The sequence below is a fragment of the Luteibacter sp. NPDC104163 genome, assembly GCF_055584245.1.
Map to the genome: position 1 here is coordinate 83247 of NZ_JBVJMK010000007.1, position 20691 is coordinate 103937.

Annotated in this window: 17 protein-coding genes; 7 read left to right on the forward strand and 10 right to left on the reverse strand. The window is 65.4% G+C overall.

Features of this window, described 5'->3' with window-relative positions; genetic code table 11:
• Positions 1-2: 2 nt before the first annotated feature.
• Positions 3-557 carry a hypothetical protein gene (locus tag ACZ6YI_RS10630; protein ID WP_440326855.1) on the reverse strand — a complete coding sequence of 185 codons (555 nt, stop codon included), beginning with the start codon at positions 555-557 and terminating at the stop codon, positions 3-5.
• Positions 558-754: 197 nt separating this feature from the next.
• Between ACZ6YI_RS10630 and ACZ6YI_RS10635 the strand changes: the two genes are divergently transcribed.
• On the forward strand, positions 755-1345 hold the full coding sequence (locus tag ACZ6YI_RS10635; RefSeq protein ID WP_440326856.1) for a TetR/AcrR family transcriptional regulator: 591 nt from the start codon (positions 755-757) through the stop codon (positions 1343-1345).
• 27 nt (positions 1346-1372) lie between these two features.
• Here ACZ6YI_RS10635 and ACZ6YI_RS10640 read toward each other — a convergent pair whose 3' ends face one another.
• The 3 genes from ACZ6YI_RS10640 to ACZ6YI_RS10650 all read right to left on the reverse strand — a co-directional run bounded on the left by ACZ6YI_RS10640 (position 1373) and on the right by ACZ6YI_RS10650 (position 6938).
• Positions 1373-3454 carry a catalase gene (locus ACZ6YI_RS10640; protein WP_465778609.1) on the reverse strand — a complete coding sequence of 694 codons (2082 nt, stop codon included), beginning with the start codon at positions 3452-3454 and terminating at the stop codon, positions 1373-1375.
• 98 nt (positions 3455-3552) lie between these two features.
• Positions 3553-4581: a YihY/virulence factor BrkB family protein gene (locus ACZ6YI_RS10645; RefSeq protein ID WP_465778610.1), complete on the reverse strand. Its 1029-nt coding sequence runs from the start codon at positions 4579-4581 to the stop codon at positions 3553-3555.
• A 170-nt stretch (positions 4582-4751) separates the two neighbouring features.
• Positions 4752-6938 carry a TonB-dependent siderophore receptor gene (locus ACZ6YI_RS10650; RefSeq protein ID WP_465778611.1) on the reverse strand — a complete coding sequence of 729 codons (2187 nt, stop codon included), beginning with the start codon at positions 6936-6938 and terminating at the stop codon, positions 4752-4754.
• A gap of 499 nt (positions 6939-7437) precedes the next feature.
• Between ACZ6YI_RS10650 and ACZ6YI_RS10655 the strand changes: the two genes are divergently transcribed.
• A complete protein-coding gene (locus ACZ6YI_RS10655) occupies positions 7438-9324 on the forward strand; it encodes a glycoside hydrolase family 76 protein (protein ID WP_465778612.1) in 1887 nt (628 codons plus the stop codon).
• A 452-nt stretch (positions 9325-9776) separates the two neighbouring features.
• Complete coding sequence (locus tag ACZ6YI_RS10660; protein WP_465778613.1) at positions 9777-10694, forward strand: JmjC domain-containing protein; 918 nt, start codon at positions 9777-9779, stop codon at positions 10692-10694.
• Between the two features lie 21 nt (positions 10695-10715).
• On the opposite strand, the gene ACZ6YI_RS10665 is transcribed toward ACZ6YI_RS10660, so the two are convergent.
• Complete coding sequence (locus ACZ6YI_RS10665) at positions 10716-11117, reverse strand: PAS domain-containing protein (protein WP_465778614.1); 402 nt, start codon at positions 11115-11117, stop codon at positions 10716-10718.
• Between the two features lie 228 nt (positions 11118-11345).
• Between ACZ6YI_RS10665 and ACZ6YI_RS10670 the strand changes: the two genes are divergently transcribed.
• A complete protein-coding gene (locus ACZ6YI_RS10670) occupies positions 11346-11588 on the forward strand; it encodes a hypothetical protein (protein WP_465778615.1) in 243 nt (80 codons plus the stop codon).
• Positions 11589-11601: 13 nt separating this feature from the next.
• Here ACZ6YI_RS10670 and ACZ6YI_RS10675 read toward each other — a convergent pair whose 3' ends face one another.
• From ACZ6YI_RS10675 to ACZ6YI_RS10695, 5 genes are all read right to left on the reverse strand, one after another.
• On the reverse strand, positions 11602-12378 hold the full coding sequence (locus tag ACZ6YI_RS10675; protein ID WP_465778616.1) for an anti-sigma factor family protein: 777 nt from the start codon (positions 12376-12378) through the stop codon (positions 11602-11604).
• Positions 12368-12895, reverse strand: coding sequence for a sigma-70 family RNA polymerase sigma factor (locus ACZ6YI_RS10680; RefSeq protein WP_465778617.1), 528 nt, complete (start codon positions 12893-12895; stop codon positions 12368-12370). Before ACZ6YI_RS10680 ends, ACZ6YI_RS10675 begins: the two co-directional genes overlap by 11 nt.
• Positions 12896-12974: 79 nt before the next feature.
• The gene (locus tag ACZ6YI_RS10685; protein WP_465778618.1) at positions 12975-13547 is read right to left on the reverse strand and encodes a cytochrome b; all 573 of its coding nucleotides are present in this window, start codon (positions 13545-13547) and stop codon (positions 12975-12977) included.
• An 84-nt stretch (positions 13548-13631) separates the two neighbouring features.
• Positions 13632-14249, reverse strand: coding sequence for an FMN-dependent NADH-azoreductase (locus ACZ6YI_RS10690; RefSeq protein WP_465778619.1), 618 nt, complete (start codon positions 14247-14249; stop codon positions 13632-13634).
• Positions 14250-14266: 17 nt separating this feature from the next.
• Positions 14267-14698, reverse strand: coding sequence for a GNAT family N-acetyltransferase (locus ACZ6YI_RS10695; RefSeq protein ID WP_465778620.1), 432 nt, complete (start codon positions 14696-14698; stop codon positions 14267-14269).
• A 73-nt stretch (positions 14699-14771) separates the two neighbouring features.
• Here ACZ6YI_RS10695 and pdxR point away from each other — a divergent pair, with 73 nt between their 5' ends.
• The 3 genes from pdxR to ACZ6YI_RS10710 all read left to right on the forward strand — a co-directional run bounded on the left by pdxR (position 14772) and on the right by ACZ6YI_RS10710 (position 20602).
• Positions 14772-16214, forward strand: coding sequence for a MocR-like pyridoxine biosynthesis transcription factor PdxR (gene pdxR, locus ACZ6YI_RS10700; protein WP_465778621.1), 1443 nt, complete (start codon positions 14772-14774; stop codon positions 16212-16214).
• Between the two features lie 105 nt (positions 16215-16319).
• Positions 16320-17444, forward strand: a complete 1125-nt coding sequence (locus ACZ6YI_RS10705; RefSeq protein WP_465778622.1) for an efflux RND transporter periplasmic adaptor subunit — start codon at positions 16320-16322, stop codon at positions 17442-17444.
• Positions 17445-17446: 2 nt separating this feature from the next.
• Positions 17447-20602 carry an efflux RND transporter permease subunit gene (locus tag ACZ6YI_RS10710; RefSeq protein ID WP_465778623.1) on the forward strand — a complete coding sequence of 1052 codons (3156 nt, stop codon included), beginning with the start codon at positions 17447-17449 and terminating at the stop codon, positions 20600-20602.
• Positions 20603-20691 lie beyond the last annotated feature (89 nt).

Sequence of the window (20691 nt, forward strand, 5' to 3'; positions counted from 1 at the left end):
GCTTACTGAGCCGCCCGCCCGTACGGCTCCACCGCCGGCTTGCGGAAGGTGAGCCGCAGCGCGGAGAGCAGGAAGTACAGGCCGCCAAACGCGGCATACGGGGCAAGTTCGGCGATGCTGCGCGGCTCGCCGAACGCGCGGATCCCCATGAGGACGCCCGCCAGCGCCGACTGCGCGCCGCTGATCATCATGAAAGCCTGCCCGCCGATCTTGCGGCGCTGGATACCCACCGCCAGCTGCAGCACACCCGACAGCAGGGCCCAGATCCCGAACACGAACAAGGCGCCCTTGTTCCCCGCGAGCACCAGCGCCACCACCAGCGCCACTGCCGTCGCGAGACTCACTGCTGCGTTGAACTGCTGCCCCGGGTTAGCCCGCAGCCCGCCGCTATGCCGGACATCGATCACGTTGGCCAGCGCATCCCACAGCGGATACAGCACCAGCAGCCCATACCCCACCGCCGCCGGCAACCCAAGCCGCGACAGGATCACCACGAGCGCGACCCAGGCGAAAGCGACACCCGCACGAAGAAAATAGAACTGACGAAGCGTTTGCATTGGCAGATTTCCATCAAAGGGGAGATCAGCCTACTAGTAGGTAGGTGACTCGTCAATGACCGGCGCCGGTCGACGGCGATCAACAAGCCCCCCGTGGGAGCGCGCTTGCGCGCGATGACGCAGAACGTCCCCCTGAAACCCTCACCCCCCCTAAGCCCAAGTTGCCCCCATCCCTACCAAGTAGTAGGCTAACCCCCATGACCACCCAGCAAAAACTAATCGACTCAGCCCGCTACCTGATCCAGACCCGCGGCTACAACGGCTTCAGCTACGCCGACGTCGCCGAAGAGGTCCAGGTACGCAAGGCCAGCATCCACCACCACTTCCCCGCCAAGGCCGACCTGGCCCTCGCGGTCGTCGAAGAATCGCGCGCCGGCATCCTGGCCCAGGCCCAGCTGCTGGCCGCCGGCGACTTCGATCCGGTGCAGATGCTGAAGTTCTACGTGGGCTACTGGGAAAAGTGCATCACCGACGCCACGGCACCGTTCTGCGTCGCCGGCATGCTTGCCGCGGAGCTGCCCTCGCTGCCGGAAAACCTGGCCGCAGCTGTCCGCCTGCACTTCCGTGACCTGTCACGCTGGCTGGAGACGATCCTGACCCGCGGCGCGCAACTGGGGGTGCTCACATTACGGTCGGCCGCCAGCGTCGAAGCGGAAGCTTTCCTGTCGATCGTCTATGGCGCGATGCTCACCGCCCGCGCGTTCGGCGACCCGACGAAGTTCGCCGAGGTCGCCGAAGGGGGCTTGCAGCGCCTGCTCGCCCCCACGACGTCGAAGCGCCCGAAATAGATCGGGCGCATCGACACCACGGATCCTTCAGGCGAGGATCCGGACGTTCGGCTCGCGATCGAAGAAGCGGCCTTTGGCGCCTTCCACAAACCCACGGGCATCGCTGGCGGCTACCACGCCCTCATCGGCAGCGAGCCCGGCCGCTTCAAACAGCGCCCGGCCGCCGTCATCCACCGCGATCGCCTTCAGGTGGCCGAACGCATCACGGACGAAATCCACCGCCGCGGCTTCCTTCTTCAACTGATCCGCGCCGGCCGCACTGAGCACGACGGCCACGGCATCGAAGTTGATGGATGGCGTACCGGCGAGCTGACCGTCCGCAGCCAGCTTCTTCCCGTCCGAGAGCTTGGCACCGCCCACCTTCGGGGCAACGATCTTCACCGTCGCACCCGCGGCGGTTACCGCGGTCTTTAGCGCGGCAAGCGCCTTCGCATCGGATCCATCATTGACCAGGATGCCGACTACCCGGCCTTCAAGCGTCCGCTTCATCTTGCCGATGATCTGCAAGGCGGGCGACGGCTTCATCTCCACGACCGGCGCCTTTGCCTTCGGCGCGGGCGGCAGCTTGTCCAGGGCCAACCCCGTCGCCACGCGCTTCGCCAGACCCTCATCGATATGGCGCAGGTGGCCGACGATCGCTTCGCGCACGTGCAAGGTCTCGACCTTGGAGAGCTCGAACACGAGCGCGGAAGCCATGTGCGCCTGCTCGTACGGCGTCTGGCTGATATAGAACAGCCGGGCCTGGCTGTAGTGGTCGGCGAAGGTTTCCGCCCTCACCCGACCGCGAACGCCCTGCTCCTCCACCGCGGCGGAACGGAAGCCGCGCTTCGCATCCTCACGGGGCGAATCCGCCTGCAACGAGCTCGGCTCGTAAGCCACCCGGCCCTTGGGCACCTGCTGCTGCATGTGGCCGTCGCGCTGCTGGTTGGCGAACGGACACTTGGGCGCGTTGATCGGCAACTGGTGGAAATTCGGCGAACCCAGGCGGGACAACTGCGTATCGAGGTATGAGAACAGCCGCCCCTGCAACAGCGGATCGTTGCTGAAGTCCAGGCCGGGAACGAGGTGCGAGGGGCAGAACGCGACCTGCTCCGTCTCAGCGAAGAAGTTATCCGGCCAACGGTCCAGCACCATGCGCCCGATGATCTTCAACGGCACCATCTCTTCCGGGATCAGCTTGGTGGCATCGAGGTGATCGAACGGGAACGCGGCGGCCTGCTCTTCCGTGAAGAGCTGGACGCCCAGCTCCCACTCCGGGAAGTTGCCGGCCTGGATCGCCTCGAAGAAATCCCGCCGGTGGAAGTCCGGATCGGCACCGGCGAGCTTGACCGCCTCATCCCACACGGTGGATTGCAGGCCCAGCTTCGGCCGCCAGTGGAATTTCACGAATGTGCTCTGGCCCTTGGCGTTGATCAGGCGGAACGAGTGAACGCCGAAGCCTTCGATCATGCGTAGCGAACGCGGGATGGCCCGGTCCGACATCGCCCACATGATCATGTGGAGTGACTCGGGCGTCAGCGAGATGAAGTCCCAGAACGTATCGTGCGCGCTCGCAGCCTGGGGGAAGCCGCGGTCGGGCTCCATTTTCACCGCATGCACGAGATCCGGGAATTTAAGCGCATCCTGGATGAAGAACACCGGGATGTTGTTGCCGACCAGATCCCAGTTGCCCTCCTTCGTATACAGCTTCACCGCGAAGCCGCGGACATCGCGCGGGGTATCGACCGATCCGGCGCCACCTGCCACCGTCGAGAAGCGCGTGAAGACCGGCGTGCGCTCGCCGACTTCCGTCAACACACGCGCCGTCGTGTACTTCGAAAGGGACGCGGTCAGCTCGAAGAAGCCATGTGCCGCCGTGCCGCGGGCATGCACGATGCGCTCGGGAATCCGCTCGTGGTCGAAATGGGTGATCTTCTCGCGGAGGATGAAATCCTCAAGCAGCGTGGGACCGCGTTCGGCGATCTTCAGCGAGTTCTGGTTATCGCTGACCGTGACGCCCTGGTTCGTCGTCAGGGCGGGATGCGTTCCGCCTGCGTCCTGGTGGAGCTCATCACCGTTCCCGCGGCTGTCACGTGCCGCCCCCGTTACTGGCTTCGCTTTGCTGACCATGGCTGACCCCGGCTTTGGTTAGCGCCTGACCGTGCGCGCCGGGGCGTATACGGCGGGTCGTCATGAGGTCATGGCCCGATGATGTCGTTGCGTCCGGACTAACGGCTTCGCCGCCTTGCCGCGCTACGGCCCGCCACAACACCCAGCAGGATGCCGGCGGCGGCAAACGCTGCACCCGCCGCGAGCCCCGGCGCGCGCCTCCTTCCGTCCCGGCTGCGCTGCGCCGGAGGCCGCCCCACCTCACCCGGTTGCCCCACCTCGGCCGGTGCCGATGCGATCTCCACGGCATGCGCATTCGGGCGGATCGGCTTCCCGCGCGCGTCGGCCATGCCACGCGTCAGCTCGGCACCGAGCAGGACGATGATCGATGAGTAGTAGGTCCACGTCAGCAACACCACGAACGCACCCGCCGGCCCATAAGCACCACCGACGTCGCTGTGCGTCACGTAGATCCCGATGACGAACTCACCGGCAAGGAAGAGCGCGGTGGTGAGCACGGCGCCCAGCACGGCATCACTCCAGTCGATCATCGCATCGGGAAGTACGCGGAACATCAGGGCGAAGGCCACGGCGAACACGAAGACCGAGACGACGTACTTCACGCCCGTCCAGACCGCGCTGTCCTTGGGGAACAGCCCCTGGATCAGCGCACTGACCACGAAGGACACGATGAGCAGAAAGGCGATACCTCCCAGCAGGGCGAACGCACGTCCCCTCGCCCGCAACCAGGCTCCGACGGCCTCCCCGGGTTTCGGCTTCACCCGCCACACGCGGTTCAACGTGCCCTGCAGCTGTGCGAACACCGCGGAAGCACTGAACAAGGTCACGCCAATGCCGATGATCCCGGCAACATGGCCCAGCCGCGGATGCTCGTGCGCACTCTCGATCACGGAAGCCAGGGCGCCGGCCGCCTTCTGGCCCAGCACCGTCTGCAGCGCATCGGTGAGCTGCGCTTCCAGGTCGGGGTTCAATAGCGACAGCGTCCACACCAACAGAAGGAGCATGGGCGCGATGGACAACGCGGCATAGAACGCGAGCGCCGCCGCGCGGGTCATCAGCTCGTCATCGCTGAAACCATCGACGGTCGAGTGCATCAGCGGCTTGAAGAATGGCTTTCGCTCAGGCATCACGACCCCTCCACGCACGGAGCATCGCCGCCATGCGATCAAGGGAACGCGGAGGCCTCGTGATGTGTTTGTCAGTTTAGCGCGACAAACGGATTTTGTGGGAGCGCGCTTGCGCGCGATGGGTGCTCGCCGCAAGGCCCATCGCGCGCAAGCGCGCTCCCACAACGGCGTTAGAAGAACTTGTAGTTGAACGATGCCGTCCAGGTCGCGCCCGGTGCGTAGTACAGGTTGCTGAAGTCATCCAGCACGAAGTACTTGCGGTTGAGCAGGTTCTCGCCGTTGAGCTGGACCGATGCGTGGTCGTTGAACGCATAGCGGGCCATGGCGTTCACGAGCGTCTGCGAGGACTGGTACAAGCGCACCACGCCGTAGCCGTCGTCGATATCCGCCTTCGAGGGCCCCTGCCAGTTCACGCCGCCACCGACGGTCAGGCCGCTCCACTCACCCGGCAGCGTATAGGTGGTGAACACGCGCACCAGCGTGCGCGGCAGAGACGGCCGCAGCGCGCCGCCCTCAGGCGCCTTCACGTTGAAGTGCGACCAGCCGAACGTACCGTTCCAGTTGCTCGAGAGCGAGCCGGATGCCTCGAATTCATAACCACGCGACTTCGTGCCATCCACCGAACGATAGGCCTGGGTGATGCCGTCCGGCAGGTAGACGCCCGGCAGCGCGTCGGCCACGTGGTCCTGCTTCGTTTCGAAGAACACCAGCGACGTATTCAGCGCGCCATCGAAATGGCGGCCCTTGATACCGACTTCGCGGCTCGTGCCCAGCACGGGCTCGAGGAAGCTACCGTCCTGCTTGCGGTTGTTCTGCGGATCGAAGATCTGCGTGTAGCTTGCGAAGGCCGAGTAGTTCGGCGTGATGTCGTAGATCAGGCCTGCATACGGAATCGTCTTGCTGGCCGTCTCGTGGTAGATGCCGGCGGTACTGTCGTTGGTGTCGTTCTTCCAGCGCGAATAGCGGGCACCGACCACGAGCTTCAGCGGGTCGGCGAGCTGCAGGCGCGCCGCGGCATAGGCGCCGCTCTGCTCCGTCCGCGAGATCGAGACGCGATTTGCGGTCGACGAGAAGTCGGGATACGGGTAGCTGCCATTCCAATCGAGGAAGTTCCCGATGTCCGGCAGGAAATCGCCGTGCGGGTACTCGAAGTAGTCGGTGCGGTAGTGGGAATCGCTCACGCCCACGACAAGCTCGTGCTCGCGGCCCCAGGCCTGGAACGGGCCGGACGCGAACAGGTCGACGTTGTTCTGGCTGCCGCGCTGGAAGCTCTTGTACGCGTACGGGATCATGCCCTCGCCCGTTTCGCGGTCGGGCGCGCCGAACACGTAGAACAGCGACGAGTCGGCATCGGTCTTGCGGTGGCTCGCCAGCGCGTGGATCTGCCAGCCGTTGTCGAAGCTGTGCTTCAGGTCAGCGAACGCCGTCTGCGTGGTGTTGTTCCAATGGGTCCAGTCGGCGGCCGACGAGAATCCACGGGGCCACTGGATGAAGCCGCCATCCTGGAACAGCACCGGATACGAGCCCCACGTCACGCCGGTCGGACGCGTCTTCTGCCAGTCGTAGCCCACGCTCAGCGTGGTGTTGTCGTCGAGGTCGGCGTCGATGACGCCATAAGCCACGTTCTTCTGGTTGTGGTAGCGGTCGATGTACGAATCGCCCTCCTCATGCGCGGCGACGAAACGGCCGCGGATGCTGCCCGAGGCGTTCAGCGGCGTCGACGCATCCACCGTCTCGCGCTGGGTGTTCCACGAGCCGTAGCTCACCGAGACATCGGCTTCCGGGGTGCGGCTATCCGCGTGCTTGCGCACGAAGTTGATGTTGGCCGACGGGCTGCCCGCGCCGCTGAGCAGGCCCGTGGCACCGCGGATGATCTCGATACGTTCGAAAATGGAGGGGTCGAGCGACGAGTCGGCGGAGCTGATGTTCAGGCTCGACGCGATCGGCACGCCGTCGTACGACATGTTCTCGACCTGGAAACCGCGCGACCAGAACACCACGCGCTCGGAGTCGTATGCCGTGGAGAAGACGCCGGTGGTGTTATCCAGCACCGCGCGCAGGTTGGTCAGGTTCTGGTCCTTGATCCGCTGCTCGGTAAACACGCTGATCGACTGCGGCGTGTCCTGTAGGGTCAGCGGAAGGCGCGTCGTGGCCGCCGACTGGTCGGTCGTGTAGTCCGAGACAGCCTGCCCCTGCACGTTCACCGCATCGAGTGTCGTGGCCTTCTTCGGTTTGGTGTCGTTATCGCCATCGTCGGCCGCCGGGCCCGACTGGGCATGCGCCATGGCCGGCAAGGCGGCGGCAAGCGCCAGGCAGAGAAGCGATAGGCGCGGACGCCCGTGCATACGATGAGTCATGCTGGTAAACCCCAAGGTTGGAAAAGCCCTGGGCGCCCGTTCGGGAGCCCATGTCTGTGTCACGACTGGGGCTTGCCCTGGGGCTGGCTCATCGTTTCGTAAGCCAATCTTAACCGATTGAGAACTTTCTTGTGCAGCGCAGTAGTTCTCGCCGAAACCGGACCGCCAATCCGCAGACCTGTACTTGTGGGAGCGCGCTTGCGCGCGATCGGCTGTCCCTCAAGCACCCATCGCGCGCAAGCGCGCTCCCACAAGGGTCCGTCTGGCCGTTGACGTGGTTCTCACATTTGCCCGCCCCGGCTCTGCGACACTCGGTCAATTCGCACGATCTAAATGGGGATTTAGACGTTTAAATGCGTCCGTGCGCACGCTGTGCCAGGCCGGATCTACGCCCGCGGTTCGGCCGGGGAGTGGCGGGGAGGAGGCGGTGCCTCCAGCCCTATCGTGGGTATCCCAGAGGAGCGCTTCGCATATGAAGCTCGGTGCATTACGCATACGCGTGAAAACGCTGCTGGCCATCGCCAGCCTGACGGCCCTGGCGGCCACCTTCCCCGCCGCCGCGGCCCAGCAGACCCCGTCTTCCAACCCTTTCACCGATGGCCCCGTGGCCATGGCCCGCGCCCGCGTGGCCGCGGACGTCCTGATGAGCTCGTACGAACCGAACAAGGCATGGTTCCCCTCGAGCTGGTGGAACTCCGCCGTGGCGCTGCAGACCATCGGCGACTATATGGAACGCACCGGCGACCGCCGCTACCTCGCCCAGCTCGACAACACCTTCGAGAAGGACAAGGGCGTGTTCCCGCCCGGCGTGCTCTCCGGCGATCCGCTGCTCGGCAACTTCACCAGCCGCGCGATTGACGATTCCGAGTGGTGGGGTCTCACCTGGATCCAGGCCTACGACCTGACCGGTAACCCGAAGTACCTGGACATGGCGGTGACCATCGCCAACTACGTCAACGGCTACTGGGATACCAGCACCTGTGGCGGCGGTGTGTGGTGGGATGGCGAGCGCACGTACAAGAACGCCATCACCAACGGCCTGTGGATCCGGCTGACCGCCGAGCTGCATAACCGCATCCATGGCGACACGCTGTGGCTGGGCCGCTCGCGCACCGCGTGGAACTGGTTCCAGGGCAGCGGCATGATCAACGCCAATGGCCTGGTCAACGATGGCCTCACCAACGCCTGCACCAACAACGGCCAGAACGTGTGGAGCTACAACCAGGGCCTCGCCATCGGTGGCGGCCTCGAGCTCTTCCGCGCCACCCGCGACCCGAAGATCCTGGCCGCGGTGAAGCGCCTGGCTGACGCCGCCATCGGTCCGAACGCCCTGGTCACCAACGGCACGCTGACGGAAACCTGCGATGCCACGGACCAGACCTGCGATGACAATGCCAAGCAGTTCAAGGGCATCTTCATGCGCTACTGGACCGACCTGGTCGATACCACGCACGACAGGCGCTACGCGGACTTCCTCTCGCAACAGGCGGAAGGCATCTGGAACAACGATCGCGATGCGGCGGGACGCCTCGGCACGCGTTGGTCCGGTGCTACAGCGGACGAGCATCCGAACGTCTTCGACTGGCGTACGCAGGCCAGCGCGCTCAGCGCGCTGATCGGCGACGTGCCGACGTTCACGCCGATCACCTCGCTGGCCGGCACCCTCTCGCCGGCGCAGCCCGTTGTCATGCCTTCCGCCAACGGCACGACGACGATCCCCGTCACGCTCAGCGCCTCGGCGACGGGCTACATCCCGCTGCTCACGCTGACGTCGGTGAACGTTCCTGCCGGCTGGTCCGCCACGCCCCGCGCCTCGTTGCTGCCGTTGCAGCCACGTGGCAATGCCAACCCGGTGAGCAAGACCCTTCCGCTCAAGGTCACCGTGCCCAGTGCCGCCAGCGATGGCCACCACATGGTCACCGTGAACCTGACCGCGGCCGGCCTGCGCTACACCGCCGAGGCCGATGTGCTCATCGCGCATGCCATCAACTTCGACACGGGTACGGTCGACGAGAATCCGTGGCTGTTCGATCCGGATGGTTCGCAGAGCAACGGCGTGCAGAACCGCTTCGCCGATGGCAATGCGCACTTCACCTACCGCTTCCCGTTCCCGGGTGACACGAAGTCGGCGACGGTCACGTTGACGATCGATGCGGAATTCGTGGTCCAGGCAAGCTCGGACAACCAGACCTGGACGACGGTGCTTGAAGAGACACGGCCGATCACGGATGGCTCGAACAAGGACGACCGTACGGTGGATCTGACGCCCTTCCTGAAAGCCGCGGCGGATGGTTCGAAGCCGGTCTACCTGAAGGTGTCGGACTCCTTCCCCAATGATGGCTGGGGTGGGCGCGTCTACCATGTGACGGCGAATATTTCGCAGTAGTTACGCTGCACACTCCCGTCCACGCCGTGCGTGGGCGGGAGTTTCGCCACCCCATTTCAGGGGTTTTCCGGTGTAGCCAGGGCTGCTCTTACGGCCTATCCCGTCGAGGCTTCACCGTAGATTCCGTTTGGCCGTCCATCCATTATTTGATGCGATCGATTTGGTCACCCCCGCCGCGCAAGCCGCGCAAGACGAGACAAATCAACACGCTTCCCGGAATACTTCCGGCCGCTTGGACGTGTGCGTGCGAAGGACCATGCGAAAACATTTCGTACCGGTCGGCCTATTTCGAAAGAACTTGCGATCACCGCCATGAAGCGGCTCGCACCAACGGTTTAAACCGGTCGGCCTAAGCCGGATGGCAGAGCAGTGCCCGCAAAACGCGAGCGTATAAACGTCCTCGGCAGGTAGTGCACACGCACACGATGCGTGGCCCCTAACGGTGACCGCCCATGACAAACGCCAACGCTCCGCTGATCACACTCGCGTGGGATGAGTTCGAACCCATGCGCGTTACGCCGCTGACGCACACGTTCTCCGATCACCCGCTCCTGCAACGCGATGCCCTGGTCGAACTTGGCAAGCGCTGTCGTGGCACGAACCGCTGGTATAGCTTCGCCAGCGGCGTGCAGCCCGGCACCGACTTCGACACGGCAGCCGCGCTCTACCCTTCCGGCCAATCAGCGGTCGCATCGCTGAGCGCCATCGAGAACGCGAAGTCCTGGGTTCTGCTCCGCCACATCCAGGCCGATCCCACTTACCGGACGCTGGTCGACGAGGCTTTCGCGCCGATCATCGACAAGATCGAGCGCGTCGATCCGGGCGTTTATTACCGCGCCGGCTGGATCTTCTCCGCCTCGCCGGACACATGCACACCATTCCACATCGACCGCAGCCACGTGCTGCTCCTTCAACTGTCGGGCACGAAGACCGTCTACGTCTGGGACCCCACCGATCGCGCCACGCTAGGCGACCTGGTACGCGATGACTTCCACGCACGACACGACCTGAGCCACGCGAAATGGCAGGAAGAATTCCGCGCGCGCGCCCACGTGTTCCACCTCAGGCCGGGCACGGGTGTCTATATGCCGCTCACCAGCCCGCACATGGTCGAGACCAGCCAGGAAGCATCGCGAACCGTCAGCTTCACGTACAACACGGCCGCGACGCGGCGCATGGGGCGCATCCACGTGTTGCGCGATGCGTTGAGGCGCGCGGGGCTCAAGGCGCCGCCCGTAGGATCACACAAGGCATTCGACACGATGGCATGGATGGCCTCGTCCGCCCTCGTCGCCTGCGGCGGCCCAGGCGGGCACCCGCCAGCGTGTCCCTCGTTGCGGCATACCTACGCCTACGCGGTGGCGGATTAGCCCATGTGAAACGCGCGAGGGTTACCGGGCCAGTACGCGGAGAACGGCCACGGCACCGACGTGGCGCTTCGCGGCGTCGATGAGCGGCCGGGCGGAAACTTCGATGAGCTGGATGAGTCCATCCGGCCGACGTATCAGCAGGCGTTCACCGCGCGTCGTCTTCCTGAGGAGGATGGCACGCGCAAGGGGAAGATCGGACGAGGGATAGGGGCGCCCATCTTCGGTGAACACGCCATGCAACGCGCTGTAGTCGTCCACCCCCGCGCCGAGGCGGACGATGCCAAGGATATCCGCCGCCCGCTCACTGGCAAAAACGAGTTCGCCGGAGGCGTTGGCAATGACGACGCCTTCGTCGTCGGCGCATGGCCCGGCTAGCCGGACCAGTTCATCGACACCCGTATCGGGATTCGTTGTATCACCCAAGCCCATTCGTCCCTACCTAAAGACGCCCTGCACCGGACCATGAAACCGGGCCGGGTGTTAGCACCGCGTGAGGCCTGCCGCTTTTACCCTGTGCCGCCCCGGACGCTTTCCACTCAATAAACGAGGCGCACAACCTGCCCAATTCGCAGGTTGAGGCGCCGAATTTGCGCATCCCAACCCCCGGTCGATGAGCCATTTATCTTGCGAAGCGGGCAAGGGAACCGATACATGCAGGGCGATCCACTCCAGACCATCCGGCGGAACAACCTCAGGCGATTGATCGCCGAACTCCGGGCGGATGGCATTTCACAATGGAGAGCCCTGGCCCAGTCACTGGGCGTCGACCCCGCGGTGCTTGATGACATACGCACGGGCGCTCCCATCCCCGACGCCCTGGCCCGTGAGATCGAATGGGCCATGCAACGGCCGTTCCGCTGGCTCGACCGCACGTCGCATGGCGAACTGGCCTGACCGGTCGCGACGGCTAGCGGCTGGGTCCCGCCGCGTTCAGTAGATCCCGGAACCGCGTCAGCTCGCCGCGATCCATGTCCGAGACGATCGCCACCGCCTGGCCGCCGAGGCTCGCGGTCTCGAGCACGTAGCCCTCGGCCTCCACCGCATCACGGCTTTCAGCACCCGCCTTCCACGGCAGCACGAACACGTCGATCAGGTGCTTCCCGTGCCGGTAGACGAGCACCGGGACGCGTTCGCGGCCGGCGTAATCAATACGCCCGCCGATGAGCGCGTAGCCCTGGTCGGCGAAGTCCTGCACCACCGGCGAGATGGCCACCTTCCCGGCGAACCACGGCTTTACGGTGTGCTGATCGGTGGAGACCACGTCGATCGGCGAGGCTGCGGCGAGCGCACGCCAGTGGCTGGCGAAGAGATCGCGGTGCAGCTGCGACGCCTCCTGCGCCGGTGCCGAGCCCTGGTTCCAGGCGGATAGCGTCACACCGCCCGCGACGAACGCCAGGATCCAGGAGGCCGCAAGGGCCAGCCACGGGCGCGACACACGCTGCCGCGGACGCGCCATCGATGCGTCGCCGGCCGCACTCTTCCCGATCCGCGCCCGCAATGATTCGGGCGCGCTGTAACGCGGCACATCGTTACGCAACGAGCGACGCAACGCATCCAGCTGGATCAGCGCGGCCTGGCACGTCGCGCATTCATCCAGGTGCGCCTCGAACTCGCGGCTGGTCGCGCGATCGAGTTCACCATCGAAGTACAACGGCAACAGCTCGCTGGCGGTCTTACAGTCCATGCGGGGCCTCCATCGCGCCGTCGTCAGTCAGGGCTTTTTGCAGCAAAGCGCGCCCGCGGGCGAGCCGGGACATCACCGTACCAATGGGCGTTTCGAGCACGTCGGCGATCTCCCGGTAAGACAGTTCCTCCATCTCACGCAGGATCAGCACTTCGCGGAAGATCTCGGGCAGGTTGCCCAGGTGCACGGCGATGAGTTCGCGGCGGCGCGAGCTATCAACCCGCTCCTCCACCTCGTCCGCCTCGGCCCGTGGCATCCAGCGCTCGGCAGCGACGGGGTTATCGTCGATGGCGACATTTTTCTTTTCCTTGTTGCGCACCGCCAGCCGCGCGAGGCAGCAGTTGCGTACGATCGCCAGCCACCACGCCCGCGCGTTGCCACCTGCATAGGTATCGGCGGCGCGGGCAGCGCGCAGGTAGGCGTCGTGCACGGCATCCGCGGCGTCCTGCTCGCTGCCCAGCAACCAACGGCCCAGGTTATAGGCAGCATCGAGGTGACGCAGCGCCAGCTCGTCCACGACCGCCCGGTTACCTGCCGACATCATGTGTGCTGCGGACCCATGCCGAACGCACTCCGTGAGTTGCCCACCATGGGCGTTATACGCCGAGCATGCGCTGGATGACGCTGTCGCGGTCGATGAACCGGTGTTTCAACGCGGCGCCGATGTGCCCCACCACAAGGATACACAGGGTCCAGACCAGCGCGACGTGCAAGGTATCGGTCAGCAGGCGCAGGGGCTCGTTCTTGCCGATGAGCACCGGGAGGTAGCCGATGCCGAAGAAGCTGACCAGGTGGCCGCCCGCCATGCGATGCAGGTAACCGGTGAGCGGCACCGCCAGCATCAGCGTGTAGAGGATCCAGTGCAGCACATGGGCCACGTTCTGCTGCCACGCGGGGATGTGCGAAGGCAACGCCGGTGGTTTGTGCGTCGATCGCCAGAACAGGCGGAACACGGCCAGGCCGAAGATCAGGCTGCCGAACGAGGCATGGTAGAACAGGACCTGGTCATGCCCCGGCGCGCTCTTGGGGAAGGTTTCCATGAGGAAACCCAGGCAGACATTCAGGAAGATCAGGAAGGCGATGCTCCAGTGCATCGCGATGGCGACTTTCGTGTAGGACCGGGAGCGGATGGACGCGCTGGCGTGGAGGGCTTGGGCTGGCATGGACATGGCGGGGACCTCGGGCTGGTGGCGCCGGAGCGGCGCCCACGCATGCCAAGATCATCGCCGCGACGGTTTTATTCCCGGCCCTGCTCAGGCGGCCGCGAAGGCCCCGTCGAAACTCGCCAGCACCGCGTCGAATGCCTCGTCCAGCGCTTCGGGCGCCAGGAACGCCGTGGCCTGCAGCGGGAAGAAATGCAGGCTGTGCAACCCGATGCAACCCAGCGCGGCACTCAGGTACGGCCGCAGGAAATCCGGCTGGTTCGCGCGTTCGCCGGCGAACACACCGCCCGACGCGATGGCGACATACACGGGCCGATCCTGCAACAGGCCCACCTTCTTGCCTGCCCCCACCGAGGTCAGCGTGCGCTCATAGCGAAGGATCTGGTCGATCCATGCCTTCAGCACGGACGGCACCGTGAAGTTATTCATGGGCGTCCCGATCACCACGACATCCGCCCGCTCCAGTTCGACGATCAGCTCCTCGGAAAGTCCCATCTCGTCACCCTCCGCTCCCATGGCAAGTGCCGCGGGCGAGGAAAGCGCGCGGGCGTAGTCCTCGGTGGCGTGCGGGATCGGATGCCAGCCCAGGTCGCGCCGTAGCACCTCGGCATCAGGCGTCGTATCCAGCAAGCGATCGACGATGCCGGCGGAAAGCGCGCGGCTGTAGGACTCGATGCGGGGGCTGCAATCGATGTGCAGGATCTTCACGGGGGTATCTCCGATGGTTAGAGCGGCTGGCTGAAATGCATGCCGCGTGCGAGCAGGCCCTGCCGGAAATAGAACCGCTGGCCCAGGGCATTGGCGAGCGCGGTATCGAGCACGATGTGGCTGCAACCCTGCCGGCGCCCTTCCTCGCGCAACTCGGCGATGAGGTCACCACCGATGCCCCGGCCACGCGCGTCTTCGCTCGCCACCAGGTCATCGATGTAAAGGAAGCGGCCGTAGAGCAGGTTCTCGGTGATGCGATAGCCAGCCAGCGCAATCGCATGGTCGCGATGCCACGCCGCCAGCAGGCGGTATCCCTGCGCACCCTGCCGCCGGGCGCGGGCGGCGATGGCCGCGGCATCGGTCAGGTGCGGGCGCAGCAGGCGCATCGTGTCGAAGCAGGCCTCGTAGTCCTGGTCGGTTTCGACCGGGCCAATCTGATAGGTGTCCACGGGTGTTTCCTTGTCGTCAGGGCAGCACTGTAGGAAACTGATGGCCCATGGCACAGGTGCAAGATCTGCCTTTATGACTGGGACATTCACCGACGAGCTGAAACGCCTGAATGCGGCGCGCGACCGCGACGCGCCCATCTATCTGCAGCTCTACAACCACTTCCGCGAGGCGATCGCCGATGGCCGGCTGGGCGCCGGCGACCGCGTGCCTTCGGTGCGGACGCTGGCAAGCGAGTTGAGCCTGGCCCGTGGCACCGTCGAAATGGCGTTCCAGGTCCTGGTCAGCGAGGGCTATCTCGTCACGCGCGGCGCCGCTGGCACCGTGGTCTCGCCGCGGCTGGGGTCCCACAACGAACCCGCGCGTCACGCAGCCCCGGCGCCTTCAAACGGTACGGCCGCGGTACCCAGCATGAGCGAAACGGGCGCCGCGCCCTTCCAGCTTGGCCTGCCCGCACTCGATGCGTTCCCACGCAAGACCTGGGCGCGCCTGTGCGGACGCCACCAGCGCACGCTGCACACCTCCGCCATGACCTACCCCGACCCCGCGGGCCATGAGCCGCTGCGTCGCGCCGTCGCGACCTACCTGGGGATTTCGCGGGGCATCTCGTGTTCGCATGAGCAGGTCTTCATCACCACGGGGTACCGCGGGGCGCTCGATCTCATACGGCATACGCTGCTCAAGCCAGGCGACATCGGCTGGTATGAGGATCCCGGTTATCTCCTCGCGCGCATCTTCCTGGAACGCGCGGGCCTTCGCCTGCACCCGGTGAGCGTGGATGACGAAGGGCTCTGCGTCAGCGAAGGCAAGAAGCACGCCCGCAACGCCCGCTTCGCCGTGGTCACGCCTACCCACCAGAGCCCCATGGGCATGGCGCTTTCCCTGCCGCGCCGCCTGGAACTGCTCGACTGGGCCAGCAGCCGCAAGGCATGGATCATCGAAGACGACTACGACAGCGAGTTCCGCTACCACGGCCGCCCCCTGCCCGCCCTGAAGAGCCTCGACCACGATGATCGCGTGCTCTACACCGGCACGTTCAGCAAGGTGCTGGTGCCCGGCCTGCGCCTCGCCTACCTCGTGGTCCCCGCCTCACTGGTCGGCACGTTCCGCGACGAAGTGGCGCACCTGCCCGGCCCCGGCTCGATCGTGCCGCAGGCCATGATCGCCGACTTCATGGGCCAGGGGCTGTTCGCCCGGCACCTGCGCAAGATGCGCCCGCTCTATGCGGCGCGCCGCGGTTACGTCGTCGATGCGCTGAACGATATGTTGGGCGATCGCCTCTTCGTCCAGCCCCAGGCCGGTGGCATCCACATCCTCGCCCACCTCAAGGCGCGCCGTAACGACCGCGCGCTGGCATCGGCTGCGAGCGCCAACGGCCTGGCGATCCACGCATTGAGCGACTGGCGCCTGCGCAAGGCATCGCACGGCGGCCTGTTGCTCGGCTTCGCCAACTTCACGAGCGAAGCGGATGCAATGGCTGCGGTACAGCGGCTGGACGCGACCTGGCGCGGCGGCTGATACACCACGCGGCAACTTGGTACAGCCAGAACACACGTTTTTGGTGCTTTTTTCGCGCAAGCGCCGTGCCCATCCTGCTTGACTCCCTCCTCCTGGCCTCACCCCATGGTCAAGCATGTATCCCTCGCAGCCCTGCTGCTGCTCACGGCGTGCCACAAATCCACTCCCGAAGCCGCAGCGGCACCGCCGCCCGAAGTCGGCGTCGCCGCGCTGGTCAGCAAGCCCATTCGTTCCGTCGATGAATTCAACGGCCGGGTCGAAGCGATCCAGTCGGTCGATATCCGGCCCCGCGTCAGCGGCTACATCGATCGCATCGCGTATACCGAAGGGGCCGAGGTCAAGGCCGGCGACCTGCTGTTCGTCATCGACCCGCGGCCCTACCGCGATGCGCTGAATACCGCACAGGCGCAGCTGGAGAGTGCACGCGCGGCGTCGAAGCTGGCACAGAGCCGGTTCGCTCGCGCCAGCAAACTGGTCGAGACCCACTACATCTCGAAGGAAGACTTCGATACCAGCAAGGCGGGTGTCGACCAGACCGGCGCCGACGTGCACGCCGCGGAGGCGGCCGTGGCCACCGCCTCGCTCAACCTGGCCTTTACCCAGGTCCGCGCACCGGTGGCCGGTCGTGCGGGGCGGGCCCTGCTCACGCTCGGCAACCTGGCCAGCATCGATGACAGCCTGCTCACCACGGTCGTCTCGCAGGATGAGATGTACGTGTACTTCGATTGCGATGAACACAGCTACCTGCGCTACGGCAACGGTGCCGACCACACCGCGACCGCGCGCGTGGCACTAGCGGATGAAGACGGCTTCCCGCGCGAGGCGAAGGTCGACTTCCTCGATAACCGCCTCGACCCGGCGACCGGCACGCTACGCGCCCGCGCCGTCGTCCCGAACCCGGATCACAAGCTCACACCCGGCCTGTTCGCACGCGTGCGTTTCGAAAGCGGCGCACTTGTCGAGACGCGGCTCATCGATGAAAAAGCCATCCTCACCGACCAGGACCGGCGCTATGTCTACATCGTCGATAGCAAGGGCAATGCGGTGCGCAAGGACGTCACGCTCGGCCGGGATATCGGTGGCATGCGGGTCGTGCTAACCGGCCTGGAAGCGACCGACAAGGTCGTGGTCAGCGGCGCGCAGAAGATCTACTTCTCCGGCATGCCGGTGCGTGCCGTGCCAGCCACGCCCGTCGCGACCAACGCCGTCGCCGCGATCGGGGGCCACTGAGCATGGACTTCTCGAAGTTCTTCATCGACCGGCCGATCTTCGCGATCGTGCTCTCGGTGATCATTTTCGCCGCCGGTCTTATCGCCATTCCCCTGCTGCCCGTCGGTGAGTACCCCGAGGTCGTGCCCACCAGTGTCGTGGTCCGCGCCACCTACCCCGGCGCAAATCCCAAGGAAATCGCGGACTCCGTGGCGGTCCCGCTGGAAGAAGCCATCAACGGCGTCGAAGGCATCATGTACATGAAGTCGGTCGCCGGTTCGGATGGCAGCCTGCAGCTGACCGTGACTTTCACCCCCGGCGTCGATGGCGACACGGCGGCGGTCCGCGTGCAGAACCGTGTCTCCCAGGCGCAAAGCCGCCTGCCCGACGACGTGCGTCTGTTCGGTGTGACGACGCAGAAGCAATCGCCGACGCCGCTGATGTACGTCAGCGTCGAATCCAGCGACCACCGCTTCGACCGCCTGTACCTGCGCAACTACCTCACGCTGCACGTCAAGGACGAGCTTTCCCGCTTGCCCGGCATCGGCGACGTAGCCCTGTATGGTGCCGGCGACTACGCGATGCGCCTGTGGCTCGATCCGCACAAGCTGGCCGCCCGCGGCCTGACCGCCAACGAAGTCGTCGACGCCGTCCGCGAGCAGAATGTCCAGGTGTCGGCGGGCCAGCTCGGCGCCGAGCCCTCGCCGAAGAAGAGCGACTTCCTGGTCTCGATCAACGTGCGCGGCCGCCTGCGCAGCCCCGAGGAATTCGGCGACATCGTCCTGAAGAACGACGAGCAGGGCCGCGTGGTGCGTGTCAGCGACGTGGCGCGCGTCGAACTCGGTTCCAGCGATTACACCACGCGCACCTCCGTCGACGGCCATGAGAGCACGAGCGTCGGCATCTTCCTCACGCCCGGGGCGAACTCGCTGGAAGTCGCCAGCGCGGTCTACGCGAAGTTCGACGAACTCTCCAAATCCTTCCCACCCGGGGTCACGTGGAAGCCGGTCTGGGACCCCACGGTGTTCGTCCGCGAGTCCATCAGCGCCGTGGGCCATACGCTGCTCGAGGCCGTCCTGCTCGTCGTGCTGGTCGTGATCCTTTTCCTCCAGAGCTGGCGCGCTTCGATCATTCCGCTGGTGGCGGTGCCGGTATCGATTGTCGGCACGTTCGCGTGGCTGCTGCTCCTGGGCTATTCCATCAACACCCTGACCCTGTTCGGGCTGGTCCTGGCGATCGGCATCGTGGTCGACGATGCGATCGTCGTGGTGGAGAACGTCGAGCGCTATATCGAGCAGGGGCTGTCCGCGCGGGACGCCGCGCACCAGGCCATGCGCGAGGTCTCCGGCCCCATCATCGCCATTGCGCTGGTGCTGTGCGCCGTGTTCGTACCCATGGCCTTCCTGTCGGGCGTGACCGGTGAGTTCTACAAGCAGTTCGCGGTCACCATCGCCATCTCGACGGTCATCTCGGCGATCAACTCCCTGACGCTCTCGCCCGCCCTCGCGGCGAAGCTCCTGCGCGGCCACGATGCACCCAAAGACGCGCTGACCCGTGGCATGGATCGCGCCTTCGGCTGGTTCTTCCGTGGCTTCAACCGGTTCTTCGCACGATCGTCGGATGGGTATCACTCGGTCGTCGGGCGTACGCTCGGCCGGCGCGGCGTGATCTTCGGGGTATATGCGGCACTGCTGGTCGCCGCTGCCCTGTTGTTCAACGTCGTACCCGGTGGCTTCATCCCCACCCAGGACAAGCTCTACCTCTTCGCCGGCGCAAAGCTTCCGGAAGGCGCGTCGCTGGCACGGACCTCGGATGTCACCGAGACCATCGCGAAGGTGGCCAGTACGGTCGATGGCGTGGAGCTGACCAACGGCTACGCCGGGCTCAACGCGCTGCAGTCGACGAACACGCCCAACCAGACGGCGTCGTACGTGATCCTCAAACCGTTCGATGAGCGCAGCCGATCTGCCGCGGCGATCTCCGCCGAGCTCGCCGGCAAGCTCGCGGCGATCAAGGACGGGTTCGCTTACGCCTTGCAGCCACCGCCGATCCAGGGCCTCGGCAACGGATCCGGCTACTCGCTTTACCTCGAAGACCGCGGTGGCCTGGGTTACGGCGCGCTGCAGGATGCCGTGAACGCCTTCCAGGCCGAAGTCGCGAAGACACCGGGCATGACCTTCCCGGTCACGAGCTACCAGGCCAACATTCCCCAGCTCGAAGTGAAGGTCGACCGGCAGAAGGCAAAGGCCCAGGGCGTCGCGTTGACCGACCTGTTCAGCACGCTGCAGGTCTACCTGGGTTCCGTCTACATCAACGACTTCAACCTATACGGCCGCGTTTACCGCGTGATGGCCCAGGCCGATGCGGGGTTCCGCCAGCAGACCGCCGACATCGGCAACCTGTACACGCGCAATCGCGATGGCGGCATGGTGCCGGTGAGCTCCATGGTCACGGTCACGCCGGCTTACGGTCCCGACCCGGTCATCCGCTACAACGGCTATCCGGCCGCCGACATCATCGGCGACACCGATCCGCGCGTGTTGTCCTCGGGCCAGGCCATCGCGAAGTTGCAGCAGATTGCGGCGAAGGTCCTGCCCCGTGGGATTACCCTCGAATGGACGGACCTCAGTTACCAGCAGGTGACCCAGGGCCATGCCGCGGCCGTCGTCTTCCCCGTATCGATCCTGCTGGTGTTCCTTGTACTCGCGTCGCTTTACGAGAGCTGGACGCTACCGCTGGCGGTAATCCTTATCGTCCCCGTGTGCCTGTGCGCCGCCTTGTTCGGCGTCTGGCTGACTGGTGGGGACAACAACGTGTTCGTCCAGGTCGGTCTGGTCGTGCTCATGGGCCTGGCATGCAAGAACGCCATCCTGATCGTTGAGTTCGCCCGCGAACTGGAGATCCACGGCGCCAGCACGGTCGATGCGGCGCTCGAGGCGTGCAAGTTGCGCCTGCGCCCGATCGTCATGACCTCGATCGCGTTCATCGCCGGCTCCGTGCCACTGCTGCTGGGCCATGGCGCGGGTAGCGAAGTGCGTTCGGCAACGGGTGTCACGGTTTTCGCCGGCATGCTGGGCGTCACACTGTTTGGCTTGTTCCTGACGCCGGTGTTTTATGTCGCGCTACGAAAAGCGTTCGGCGCGAAACCCGCGATCTGGGGAGAATTGGAACAGCACTGATGCGATGTTTGTCTACGAATTGTCTTGCACAAGCCGTTCGGCGGGCTGTGTAAGAGAAAGACTACAGAACGACGCGGGCACCTCCTCGT